Annotated in this window: 11 protein-coding genes; 9 read left to right on the top strand and 2 right to left on the bottom strand. The window is 44.0% G+C overall.

The features are described from left to right. Positions 1–172: 172 nt before the first annotated feature. The gene (locus tag BCU07_RS09930; protein ID WP_010436335.1) at positions 173–487 is read left to right on the top strand and encodes a DUF3622 domain-containing protein; all 315 of its coding nucleotides are present in this window, start codon (positions 173–175) and stop codon (positions 485–487) included. A 172-nt stretch (positions 488–659) separates the two neighbouring features. Here BCU07_RS09930 and BCU07_RS09925 read toward each other — a convergent pair whose 3' ends face one another. Further along, entirely contained in the window at positions 660–1,706 is a 1,047-nt protein-coding gene (locus tag BCU07_RS09925; protein ID WP_010436338.1) for a succinylglutamate desuccinylase/aspartoacylase family protein, read from the bottom strand. Between the two features lie 271 nt (positions 1,707–1,977). Between BCU07_RS09925 and BCU07_RS09920 the strand changes: the two genes are divergently transcribed. Continuing rightward, complete coding sequence (locus BCU07_RS09920) at positions 1,978–2,517, top strand: DUF3332 family protein (RefSeq protein WP_017066819.1); 540 nt, start codon at positions 1,978–1,980, stop codon at positions 2,515–2,517. A 138-nt stretch (positions 2,518–2,655) separates the two neighbouring features. On the opposite strand, the gene BCU07_RS09915 is transcribed toward BCU07_RS09920, so the two are convergent. After that, entirely contained in the window at positions 2,656–4,128 is a 1,473-nt protein-coding gene (locus BCU07_RS09915; RefSeq protein WP_017060790.1) for an aminoacyl-histidine dipeptidase, read from the bottom strand. Positions 4,129–5,192: 1,064 nt separating this feature from the next. Between BCU07_RS09915 and BCU07_RS09910 the strand changes: the two genes are divergently transcribed. The 7 genes from BCU07_RS09910 to nrdR all read left to right on the top strand — a co-directional run bounded on the left by BCU07_RS09910 (position 5,193) and on the right by nrdR (position 12,092). After that, entirely contained in the window at positions 5,193–6,482 is a 1,290-nt protein-coding gene (locus tag BCU07_RS09910; RefSeq protein WP_017066820.1) for an NCS2 family permease, read from the top strand. An 84-nt stretch (positions 6,483–6,566) separates the two neighbouring features. After that, positions 6,567–7,031 carry an oxytetracycline resistance phosphoribosyltransferase domain-containing protein Tet(34) gene (tet(34), locus tag BCU07_RS09905; RefSeq protein ID WP_009847475.1) on the top strand — a complete coding sequence of 155 codons (465 nt, stop codon included), beginning with the start codon at positions 6,567–6,569 and terminating at the stop codon, positions 7,029–7,031. An 89-nt stretch (positions 7,032–7,120) separates the two neighbouring features. Then, positions 7,121–8,374 (top strand): esterase FrsA, encoded by a 1,254-nt coding sequence (frsA, locus tag BCU07_RS09900; protein WP_017060788.1) that lies wholly within the window; start codon positions 7,121–7,123, stop codon positions 8,372–8,374. Positions 8,375–8,518: 144 nt separating this feature from the next. Beyond that, positions 8,519–8,908 carry a sigma factor-binding protein Crl gene (gene crl / locus BCU07_RS09895; RefSeq protein WP_017060787.1) on the top strand — a complete coding sequence of 130 codons (390 nt, stop codon included), beginning with the start codon at positions 8,519–8,521 and terminating at the stop codon, positions 8,906–8,908. Between the two features lie 76 nt (positions 8,909–8,984). After that, on the top strand, positions 8,985–10,169 hold the full coding sequence (proB, locus tag BCU07_RS09890; RefSeq protein ID WP_012604650.1) for a glutamate 5-kinase: 1,185 nt from the start codon (positions 8,985–8,987) through the stop codon (positions 10,167–10,169). Positions 10,170–10,235: 66 nt separating this feature from the next. Beyond that, entirely contained in the window at positions 10,236–11,486 is a 1,251-nt protein-coding gene (locus BCU07_RS09885) for a glutamate-5-semialdehyde dehydrogenase (protein ID WP_102428913.1), read from the top strand. A gap of 156 nt (positions 11,487–11,642) precedes the next feature. Further along, positions 11,643–12,092, top strand: a complete 450-nt coding sequence (gene nrdR / locus BCU07_RS09880) for a transcriptional regulator NrdR (protein ID WP_004734394.1) — start codon at positions 11,643–11,645, stop codon at positions 12,090–12,092. Positions 12,093–12,123 lie beyond the last annotated feature (31 nt).

Below are 12,123 nucleotides of genomic sequence, written 5' to 3'. Positions count from 1 at the left end.
CAAACGATTTACCGCACTAGAGTGTGATCCGCTGCAAATATTTGCAGCAATATGTGTTGATTTGTGCTCTAATACCGCGCTTACCAAGGGATGGTGTTAAAAGATACCCACTTAGATGGAGTTATCAAAGTTGACCGATCCCGTAATGATCTCCCTTAGGAAAAAATAGAACATGTCTAAGAACAAAAAATTTGATATCCGCCTTACAGAAAAACGCAACGGTTGGTGTGCAGAGATTACTCGTCAAGTAACATCTCGCAGTACTACAGTATCTAAGCGTGAGTCTGGTTTCGAAACTGAAGCTCTAGCACAAGAGTGGGCAGAGAAAGAACTAGCATCTTTCATCGCAAACCAAGCAGAACGTAACGAGCGTAAATCAGAGCAGCGTAAAGAGCGTGACGAACTACGTCACACTAAAGAGCTTAAAGCTGAGCAAGCTCGTGAAGCACGCGCTAAAGCTCGTGCAGAAGAGGAAGACGCTGAGTAATTCGGTGCACGATTAACTTATAGGTCCCTTAATTTTAAGATAAGGGACTTATAAAAAAGCCCCAATATAGGTGACTATATTGGGGCTTTTTCGTTTGTGGAGTTCGTTTCTATTTTGCCTAAGAGCGACGGTTTTTATTTATCGCTTTTAACGTCGCTCTATCAAGCTTTAATCAGTTGTTCAGTGTGGTTAGCCAATCGTCTTCTGCTACTTCTTCAATGTAGCTTTCTACTGATTGGCCTACTTCTTCATCGTCTTGTTTGAAGTAAGCAATGTGGAATACTGCATCACCTTCGTTGACAAGAGGCAGCGTTTGCTGGCCAATCACAATACCACCTTTGGTTGTGATCACTTGGCCTTCTTCGTGGCCCAAAGGAGAGCTGATGTAAGCTAGAGTTTGCCCAGCCTCAACTTGCTCACCAAGTCTTACCATATTACGCAAGATGCCGTCTGATTCAGCGCGGATCCAGCTGGTGGATTTGCTCAATACTGGCTCTGGCAACTTCTTACGGTTAGGGCGCAACATGCCTATTTCTTTCATCACTTGATGAACGCCTAGATAGCCTGCACGAATCGCTAAAGGATCAAAACGCAGCGCTTCACCACCTTCATAAGTCAGTACCGGGATGCCCAGTTTTTCAGCTTCGCTACGCAGTGAACCATCACGCAAAGGTGAATCAATGATTACTGGCGTTGCGAACGCTTTCGCAATTCGTAATGTTTCTGGATTTGATAGGTTTGCACGAATCTGTGGCAGGTTAGTACGGTGAATAGCACCTGTATGTAGATCCAAAATGTAATCACAGTGCTTCGCTACGTTTTCGAAGAAGGTGTAAGCGATGCGTGATGTCAATGAGCCTTTCTCACTACCTGGGAAGCAACGGTTTAGGTCGCGACGGTCTGGTAAGTAACGAGATTTATGAATGAAGCCAAATACGTTTACGATCGGCACAACAATTAATGTACCTTTCAGTTTATTAGGTTCTATTGCGTTAGTTAACTGTCGTGCAATCTCAACACCGTTTAGCTCATCACCGTGAATAGCAGCGTTTACCATTAGTGTTGGGCCTGCTTGGCGACCGTGGATGATCTCAATCGGGATCGAAAGTGGAGAGTGCGTGTAAAGCTGAGCTGCCTGTAGTTCAATCTCTTTTCGTTGTCCTGGCTGAACAGTATAACCAAGTAATTCGAAGGGTTGATTAGGTTTTAGTCTTGCCATTTAGGTTGTTCTCAACATGGTGATAATTCGTTAACACGGAATGTATCAATCGTTGATTTTTAGTACGAATCAATCGCTTTACGGTGACGACAAAACTTTTTTATGGAGGCGTTTCTTAATTGGTTTCTGTTTTTGATTTGGCTAGTTAGAAGGGGTTTAGAATTGTGAATTTCCTGACAATACATTGATTTAACGCTGATATTTATTGTTCGGTTGGTTGGTATTATTCATCGCCATTTTTTGGCGGCCAAATTCATATATCGAGATAAAAATGAAAAAAACAATTTCAAAAGTCGTTGCACTGGCGGTGGTTTCTGTCGCTTTATCTGGCTGTGTTGGTAGTAACGCAGTAACCGGTTACCTAATGAAGTTTAACGTTAAGGCTGTTGATAACCGTTACGCACGTGGTGGCTTGAACATGCTACTAGCGCCTGCTTACGGCCTAACAGTTGCTGCCGATTACCTGGTATTCAACTCACTAGAGTTCTGGACTGGTAGCAACCCACTAACTGGTTCTCCGCACATCTTTGATACAAAGACTGATACTTACCTAGACATCAACCACCAACTTGATCCGTCTCTAACGGAAGCGCCAGTGGGTCCTATCACGAGTGCAGATGTGATCGAAAAAGGTCAAATGCAGCAGATTGATGAAAACACGATCCAAATGGACATTACTTACCAGTCTGGTGAGCGTGCGACGTTAATCGGTGTTCGTGATGGCGAGATGGTGACGTACTTCATCGATGGCGAAGTTGTGGCACAAACTTCAATTGATGAGCTAGAAAGCTACGCGGCTTCACGCGCTTAATTGTTTATTTAGTCACAAGTAGTAGCTACAAAGATTAGATACAAAAACAGGTACTCATTGAGTACCTGTTTTATTTTGTCTCAGATAAACGGTGTTTACTGTAAAACACCATTTACTGAACAAACATAGCTTATCGAATTAAGCTTTTTCTGGGATCGCTTCAAGCAATGCAACCATTTGGTTCCAGAATAGCTCAACGGTGTCGATCTTCACTTTCTCATCAGGAGAGTGCGGAAACTTGATGGTTGGGCCGAAAGAAACCATATCCATGTTCGGGTAAGGTTCTTTGAATAGACCACACTCAAGACCAGCATGGATAACCATGATGTTTGGCTTGTGACCGTAGATACCTTCGTACATGTCACGGAAGATATGCATGATTTCTGAATCTGCGTCTGGTTTCCAACCTGGGTAAGCACCAGAGAACGCGATGTTAGCGCCTGCTAGTTCAGCAACAGAGTGAAGCATGCTTTCTACTTGGCTACGACCTGAATCGATAAGAGAGCGGATCAGGCAAAGTACTGTGATTGAGTTCTCTTCTGTTGTGATAACACCTACGTTTAGAGACGTTTCCACAACACCTTCAATCTCGTCACTCATACGAATCACGCCGTTTGGACATGCGTTAAGTGCCGCGATAAAGCGAGCTTGGTCTGCTGACGCAAGTGCGCCCATTTCTACAGAAGCTTCTTCATTGAAAGTCACGATGCTGTCTTCTACTTTACCTAGCTCTGTTGAAAGCAGCTCAGTGTAGTAGTTGTATAGTGAAGCCAGTTTTTCTTGGTTTGCCGCAGGAACAGCAACCGTTACGAAACCTTCACGAGGGATCGCGTTACGAAGGCTACCACCTTTGAATTCGACGATGCGAAGGTCTAGCTCTTTTGCGTGACCCGCTAGGAAGCGAGCAAGCAGTTTGTTTGCGTTTGCACGACCTGTGTGGATGTCACAACCAGAGTGACCGCCTTTTAGGCCTTTTAGCGTTAGCTTACGTGTTACGAAGTCAGCTGGAATCGCATTACGAGCAATTTCAAATGTCATTGCGCCGTCGATACCGCCAGCACAACCCATGTACACTTCGCCTTCTTGCTCTGAATCGGTGTTAAGAAGGATATCGCCTTCTAACCAACCCGCTTCAAGACCGAAAGCACCAGTCATGCCTGCTTCTTCATCTACTGTTAGTAGAACTTCGATAGGGCCGTGCTGAATTTCGTTTGAAGCAAGAACCGCTAGGCAAGAAGCCATGCCCATGCCGTTATCAGCGCCAAGCGTTGTGCCTTTAGCTGTAACCCACTCACCATCAATGTATGGTTGAATTGGATCTTTAGCAAAGTCATGAACTGTGTCTTCGTTCTTTTGTGGAACCATATCGATGTGAGCTTGTAGCACTACACCTTTTTTGTTTTCCATACCCGCCGTTGCTGGCTTTTTGATGAATACGTTACCCGTAGGGTCACGACGTACATCTAGGCCTTGCTCTGTTGCCCAAGCAATAATGTATTGAGCAAGCTCTTCTTCATGCTTAGAAGGGTGTGGGATTGAGCAAATCTTATCGAAGAACTGCCAGATAGGGGCAGGGGATAATTTACTGATCTCAGAATGGAATTCAGACACGGATGACTCCTTTTTTATTTAATAACCATATATTTAGGTTTTGTATGGGGAAAAACCTAGAACAAAAATCTAAAATATGGGTCTGTTTTGATGGCAACAGCATACCACTTGAGCGTTTTGACGAGTAGCGGTTCTAAACCTCAAATAGCTCAAATTTTGAAAGCGATCTTGTCCATCTGATCACAGCTAAGCGCCTTGATGCTTATAAATGGAGCAGGCAAACGTTTGTTTAATTCTATTCTGTAATTTTATTACAAAAATAAGTTTGCAAAATAACCGTAAATGGCCAAAAATGTGACGTATAGCAAAAAATACTTGTAATCTTTTTTCTTTAGGGTATATTAATAACCAACTTCTGAGATGAAGAGTAAATGCTCAAAGGATGAGTCCGTTTTATCGCCTCCAAGGAACCGAGAAATCAAATTCGTTTTTTATTGATTTATTAAGGTGATAGTTATGAAAGGTTTACCATCTGCAATGTTCTGGATTAACAGCTCTGTTTACACTAGCAACTTTGCATACCCTACAAGCTTTGGTTACTAATACCGTAAGCATGTAACTCGAACAGTTTTGTTCACCCCTATATATTGGAATTCTTTTACAGCCCTTTTGGTTGACAGATTCTACCGCCACTCAGTTTTGAGTGGCGTTTTTTTTGCCTGCTACTTTTCCAAACCGCTTTCGCTTGTCACTTTCCTTGCTGTTCTGCGTGGTTGTTTTTTAAACGCCGAAATATCAATTTGCGCCTTATTACTGATCCTGTTGAAAAATACATAACTATTGTGAGTTTGAATTCAGAATTTACTGGCTAGATTATCAATGAAAATAACCGATGGTAGAAAAAACAACCAACTAGTTTTAGTGAGTCTATTGTTGTTAATTGTTTGTTTTTAATGGTTATTTATCGATGATATCTTCATTTTTAATCGCTTTGTTTCATACGGCATTCTGATAAATATCGATTAGAGCCTTAATTCTATCTGGAATTTGTTATTTGATAACTTTATAATCCACAGCCAATCGATTACGCAACCGTTTACTTTTTACCCTTATAGGATTCGATAATGTTCGAAAAGCTATTCAAACTCAGTGAAAATGGCACCAATGTGCGCACTGAAATCATCGCAGGTCTAACAACCTTCCTAACAATGGCTTACATCATTTTTGTAAACCCAATGATTCTAGCTGATGCTGGTATGGACCATGGCGCTGTATTTGTAGCAACCTGTTTAGCGGCTGCTATTGGCTGTTTCATCATGGGCTTTGTTGCTAACTACCCAATTGCTCAAGCTCCAGGCATGGGTTTGAACGCATTCTTTACCTACGCTGTTGTAATGGGTATGGGTTATACGTGGCAAGTTGCTCTGGCAGCGGTTTTCGTATCAGGCGTAATCTTCATCTTCTTAAGCATCTTTAAGATCCGTGAATGGATTATCAACTCGATCCCTATGTCTCTGCGTGTTGGTATCTCTGCAGGTATCGGTCTTTTCCTAGCGTTTATTGCGCTTAGCAATGCAGGCATCGTTGTTTCTAACCCAGCAACTAAAGTTTCACTGGGCGACATTACCGCGATTGCTCCTATCCTAGGCTCAATTGGTTTCTTCCTAACGATTGCTCTTGTTCACCGTGGCGTGAAAGGGGCAGTAATGATTGCGATTCTAGCTATCACAGCTCTTGGCATTGTTATTGGTGACGTTCAATACGGCGGCATCATGTCTACACCACCAAGCCTTGCTCCTACATTCATGCAGCTTGATTTCTCTGCTGTATTTGAAATCGGTATGATTTCAGTGGTATTCGCGTTCTTGTTCGTCGATTTGTTCGATACAGCGGGTACTCTGGTTGGTGTTGCAACGAAAGCAAACCTAATCAAAGAAGACGGCAAACTACCTCGCTTGAACAAAGCACTGCTTGCTGACTCTACAGCAACATCTATTGGTGCACTGCTAGGTACATCAAATACTACTTCTTATGTTGAGAGTGTTGCGGGTGTTGCTGAAGGCGGCCGTACCGGTCTAACGGCTGTTGTTGTTGGTATCTTATTCCTACTGGCTCTTTTCTTCTCGCCACTTGCAGGTATGATTCCGGCTTACGCAACATCAGGTGCACTTTTCTATGTAGCAATTCTGATGATGTCTGGCCTAGTTGGCATTGATTGGCGTGATCTTACGGAAGCAGCACCAGTCGTGGTAACATGTCTGCTTATGCCGCTGACGTACTCTATCGCTGAGGGTATCTCACTAGGTTTCATCGCTTACGCTGCAATTAAGCTGCTAAGTGGTAAAGGTCGCGACGTTTCACCTGCTGTGTGGGTAATGTCGGCTATCTTTATTCTTAAATACATTTTCGCTTAATCGTCTAGATTTCTGCTTAATCGCTGAAGAGGCTATGTTTGAAATAGCCTCTAATAACATGACAAAATTATTAGGTTTTATACTATGAGCAACAAATTCGTTATCACTTGGGACAACATGCAGACTTACTGCCGTCAACTTGCTGAAAAGCAAATGCCAGCAGAGCAGTGGAAAGGCATCTGGGCAGTAAGCCGTGGTGGTTTGGTTCCTGGTGCAATCTTGGCTCGTGAGCTAGGTATTCGTCACGTAGATACGATTTGTATTTCTAGCTACGACCACGATCACCAACGTGATATGACAGTAGTTAAAGCACCTGAAGGTGACGGCGAAGGCTTCCTAATCGTTGAAGACTTGGTTGATAGTGGTGACACTGCACGTAAGCTTCGCGAAATGTACCCTAAAGCGAAACTGATCGCTGTATGTGCAAAACCATCTGGCGCTGATTTGCTAGACGAGTACATTGTTGATATCGCTCAAGACACATGGATTGAGCAACCTTGGGATACTAGCCTAAGCTACGTAGAGCCAGTAAATCGCAAGTCAAAATAAGCGTAAACTTAGTTTTTTGAGAAATGACCCTTTATAGGGTCATTTTTTTTTATATTATTAGTGACAACCATTTCTTATTAAGTATCCCAATGTCTGAACCAGAAGAAACGAGCTCGAACCTTTCGGAAACTTTGTTTGTAAAGCACAAGCAAGCGAAAGAGACCTCAATGTTGACACAATACATGCCAAGCTCTGAAGCGCTATTGGATGAGAAACGTGAACAGCAAAACTCATCATGGTATCGAAACCTAAGACGTCTTCAGTGGGTATGGCAAGGCGTTAATCCAATAGAGCAGGAAGCGGTATTGGCTCGCATCGCGTCATCAGATAACTCTCGTACAACCGATGAGTGGCTTGATACGGTCATGGGTTACCGAAGTGGTAACTGGGCATACGAATGGACCAAGCTGGGTATGCAGCATCAAAATCGTTCTAATGAGAAGAATGGTGAAGAGATGGCTGAAGAGCTATTTTCCGCATCGTTGTGCTTCAGTATTGCGGGTTACCCACACCTCAAGAACGACAACTTGGCAGCTCAGGCTCAAGTGTTGGCCAACGCAGCGTATTCTGAAGCGATCAAGCACACTAAGTTGATCGTCAAGCAGATTGATATTCCATACCAAAACAAGAAGATCAAAGCGAACTTGCATCTAACCAAGACAGATAAACCACAACCGGTTGTGATTGTCAGCGCGGGTCTAGATAGCTTGCAAACCGATATGTGGCGCCTGTTTAGGGATTATTTAGCACCTAAGAACATTGCTATGTTAACGGTAGACATGCCATCAATAGGGCACAGTGCACATTGGCCGTTAACAGAAGACTCATCTTGTCTTCACCAAGCAGTGCTGAATGAATTGCCTAACATCCCATGGGTCGATCACCACAAAGTCGGCTTGTTTGGTTTCCGCTTCGGTGGCAATGCGATGGTGAGATTATCTTTCCTCGAGCAACATAAGATTAAAGCGTGTATTTCTTTAGGCGCGCCAATTCACGATATCTTTGTTCATGCAGACAAACTTAAGCAGATGCCTAAAATGCATCTAGATGTGTTGGCTTCGCGCCTTGGTAAAGGGGCGGTCGATATCAATAGCCTTTCTGGGCAGTTGATGGCGTGGTCACTCAAGGTACAAGGTTTGCTGTCAAACAGTAAAACCAGTGTTCCTATCTTGGCATTGGCTCTGGAAGGCGACCCGGTTTCACCGCCAATGGATAATCAACTGGTTGCTATTTACAGTGATTACGGAAAAGCGAAGAAAATCAAAGCTAAGTCAATTACACAAGGTTATGAGCAATCCCTCGAATTGGCGATAAAGTGGCTTGAGGATGAATTATTTAGATGACATTTCTCCTAAATTAGTTAAGCATGAAAAATGTACAAACTAAGTACCTGATACTCAGAGGTCATTTATAAAATCCAAATGCGTAGTTTCTACGTATAACAGTCTGAGTAACGTCATTCTTAACATTGAAAATGGAGATTCAATATGTCAGAAGTGACACAACAACCTACGCATTACCGCTTGTTGAATGTTTTAAAGGCGATCGGGCCTTACTTAAGGGAACCGCAATCAGAAGAAGGCCACTATATCTTTGATTGCTTGTCTGTATGTGTGAACGATAAAAAATCACCAGAAGAACGCGAGTTCTGGGGCTGGTGGCTGGAATTGGATAAGTCGGAAGAGGGATATTCGGCGAAGTACAATATCGGCAAGTACAACATCGATGGTAACTGGGATTCTTTGCCGTTACCTAAAAAGGCGGTCGCTGAGGTCTCTCGAACTCAAGAAGCCTTCCACAAGAAACTGGTTGATGAACTTCAAAGTAAGTTTGAAATCAGTATCCAATTAGACGAAGAGTCTGTCGAATTCGTCTAATTTTAAAGGTTACTCTTCTATATAAAGCAAAAAGGTGCGATTTCGCACCTTTTCTGCTTGTGAATTCCCCTTTTGATTGCTAAAACATCACCTCTTATTTGTTTTATCCATAAAAGACTTCATGACAACAAATCATCAAAGCGGGACAACAACACAGCGTAAAACTGTCGTTGTTAAACTGGGTACCAGTGTCTTAACTGGTGGAACATTGGCATTAGACCGCGCTCATATGGTTGAGCTGGTTCGTCAATGTGCTGAATTAAAAAAACAAGGCCACTCTGTGGTTATGGTTTCGTCTGGTGCAATTGCAGCAGGACGTGAGCACCTTGGTTACCCCGCACTTCCCAACTCAATGGCGAGCAAACAGTTGCTTGCGGCAGTTGGGCAAAGTCAGTTGATTCAAGTTTGGGAGTCTTTGTTTGCTATCTATGGCCTTAAGATTGGCCAGATGCTACTGACTCGTGCTGATCTCGATGATCGCGAGCGTTTTCTTAATGCACGTGACACGATCAACGCACTGGTTGAGCACGATATTATTCCGGTAGTAAACGAAAACGACGCAGTAGCAACCAACGAAATTAAAGTGGGCGACAATGATAACTTGTCGGCCTTAGTGGGTATTTTGTGCGGTGCTGATAAGCTTTTGCTACTAACAGACCAAAAAGGCCTGTTTACGGCTGACCCTCGTAAAGATCCAAATGCTGAGCTCATCAAAGAAGTGAAAACCATTGATGACACGCTGCGTAAGATCGCAGGTGGCAGCGGTACTACGTTGGGTACTGGCGGCATGGCGACAAAACTGCAGGCGGCTGACATTGCTCGTCGCGCAGGCATCGAAGTGATTATTGCTGCGGGCAGTGCTGAAAATGTGGTGTTTGATTCACTGAGTGATAACCCACAAGGCACACGTTTCTTGCCTTTAGCGGAAGCGCTTGAAAACCGTAAACGCTGGATTTTAGCGGGCCCTGCTTCAGCAGGTGACATCGTGGTTGACGACGGCGCAGTAAACGCAGTCAACACCAAAGGCAGCAGCTTGTTGGCGAAAGGGGTTGTTCGAGTTAAAGGCGAATTCTCTCGTGGTGAAGTTACCCAAGTCACAGACAGCAAAGGCAAAGTAATTGCGCGTGGTATCGCCAGTTATTCAAGCCAAGACCTAGCAAAAATTGCAGGCAAGCACAGTAAAGATATTGGCGACATCCTTGGATACGATTATGGGTCAGAAGTCATTCACCGTGACGACCTAGTTGTAATCCAAGAGTAGCTCGTGATGATAAGGTGAATCACCTTTTTGCATCCAAAGACAGACAGAATTTAGGGAGAGTTAAACGTGGATTTAACTAACATGGGTATCGCAGCAAAAGACGCTGCTTTCCACCTAGCGACCGCATCTACGGCGCAAAAGAATAAAGCATTGGCGATTATCGCTGATGAGCTAGAAGCAAACGCAACAACGATTTTAGAAGCGAACGCGAAAGACATCGAACTGGGTCGTGAAGCGGGTTTAACTGACGCACTGCTCGATCGTCTACTTCTTAACGAAGAGCGCTTAACCGGTATCGCTAACGATGTTCGTAACGTGATTAGCCTGAATGACCCAGTTGGCAGCGAAATTGACAGCAAAGTACTAGAAAACGGTATGTCACTGTCTCGCCGCCGCGTGCCACTTGGTGTGGTGGGTGTTATCTATGAAGCGCGTCCGAACGTAACCATCGATATTGCAGCTCTGTGTCTGAAGACAGGTAACGCAAGCATTCTACGTGGTGGTAAAGAGACGTTTTTCTCGAACATGGAACTGGTTAAGGTTATCCAGTCTGCATTAGAGAAAGCGGAGCTTCCAGCCGCTTCTGTTCAGTACATCGAGAAGCCTGATCGTGAACTCGTTTCTCAACTGCTTAAACTGGACGACTACGTGGATATGATCATTCCTCGTGGCGGCGCTGGTCTGCACAAGATGTGTAAAGAGAACAGCACCATCCCAGTAATCATCGGCGGCTTTGGTATCAGCCATATCTTCGTTGATGAAAGCGCTGATCTTGAGAAATCTGTCGATGTGGTCGAAAACTCAAAAGTTCAACGTCCATCGGCGTGTAACTCGTTAGATACACTGCTAGCGCATGAAGCGGTTGCTGAAGCTTTCCTAACTAAGCTGAAACAGCGTTTAGCCGGCAAGGTAACCTTAGTTGCTGATACCAGTGCAAAATCGCTGCTAGCGGGTTTTGAAGACCAACGTGATGCGGTTGAAGGCGACTTTGACACTGAATGGCTAAGCTACACGCTAGGCGTGAAAGTGGTAGCGGATGTGGCAGAAGCGATTGACCACATGCGTGTACACAACGCGAGTCATTCAGATGCGATCATGACCAATAGCTTAGAGAGCTCAGAGCGTTTCATTAACTCTGTTGGTTCTGCAGCGGTTTATGTGAATGCATCAACACGTTTCACTGATGGAGCACAGTTTGGTTTAGGTGCTGAAGTTGCCGTGTCTACTCAGAAATTGCATGCTCGCGGCCCAATGGGCTTAGAAGAGCTGACAAGCTACAAATGGGTAGGTAAAGCGAACTATTTAGTCCGCGGTTAACGCTGGTCGTTAATTTTACTCCTCAGCTCATTTTTGAAATGGCGGTCGAGTAGCAATAATCAATGAATCACCACACAAAAGGGCCTTAATTGGCCCTTTTTCTTTCCTAACGTTTGGCAATTCCGTTACACTGATATTCAATTATTTGGAGGTGATATGCATTGTCCTTTTTGTTCAGAGAACGACACTAAAGTAATCGATTCAAGACTGGTAGCCGATGGCCATCAGGTTCGTCGTCGCCGTCAATGCCTTGCATGTAGTGAACGTTTTACTACGTTCGAATCGGCAGAACTTGTGATGCCTAAAGTCATAAAGTCGAATGGAAACCGCGAACCATTTAATGAAGATAAAATGGTGGGTGGTGTACAGCGCGCCCTAGAAAAACGCCCAGTGAGTGCTGACGCGATTGAACTTGCGATCAGTACGATTAAGTCACAACTCCGTGCAACTGGTGAGCGTGAAGTACCAAGCGAGATGATTGGTAATCTTGTGATGGGCCAATTGAAAGAATTGGATAAAGTGGCGTACATTCGTTTTGCCTCTGTTTACCGCAGCTTTGAAGACATCCGAGAGTTTGGCGAAGAAATCGCTAAATTAGAGGATTAACTCCTCAATCATGTCAAACTTTACTCCCCTA

It is taken from the genome of Vibrio sp. 10N.261.54.E10, from assembly GCF_002877735.2.
GTDB lineage: Bacteria > Pseudomonadota > Gammaproteobacteria > Enterobacterales > Vibrionaceae > Vibrio > Vibrio crassostreae_C.
The sequence above is the reverse complement of the archived record's forward strand: the minus strand, read 5'-3'. Positions and strand labels throughout refer to the sequence as shown.

What these genes read in the sequence shown, in the direction of transcription:
- BCU07_RS09925 (WP_010436338.1), bottom strand. Translation starts at nt 1,706, where the DNA reads ATGGCAAGACTAAAACCTAATCAACCCTTCGAATTACTTGGTTATACT.
- BCU07_RS09910 (WP_017066820.1), top strand. Translation starts at nt 5,193, where the DNA reads ATGTTCGAAAAGCTATTCAAACTCAGTGAAAATGGCACCAATGTGCGC.
- BCU07_RS09920 (WP_017066819.1), top strand. Translation starts at nt 1,978, where the DNA reads ATGAAAAAAACAATTTCAAAAGTCGTTGCACTGGCGGTGGTTTCTGTC.
- crl (WP_017060787.1), top strand. Translation starts at nt 8,519, where the DNA reads ATGTCAGAAGTGACACAACAACCTACGCATTACCGCTTGTTGAATGTT.
- BCU07_RS09930 (WP_010436335.1), top strand. Translation starts at nt 173, where the DNA reads ATGTCTAAGAACAAAAAATTTGATATCCGCCTTACAGAAAAACGCAAC.
- nrdR (WP_004734394.1), top strand. Translation starts at nt 11,643, where the DNA reads ATGCATTGTCCTTTTTGTTCAGAGAACGACACTAAAGTAATCGATTCA.
- frsA (WP_017060788.1), top strand. Translation starts at nt 7,121, where the DNA reads ATGTCTGAACCAGAAGAAACGAGCTCGAACCTTTCGGAAACTTTGTTT.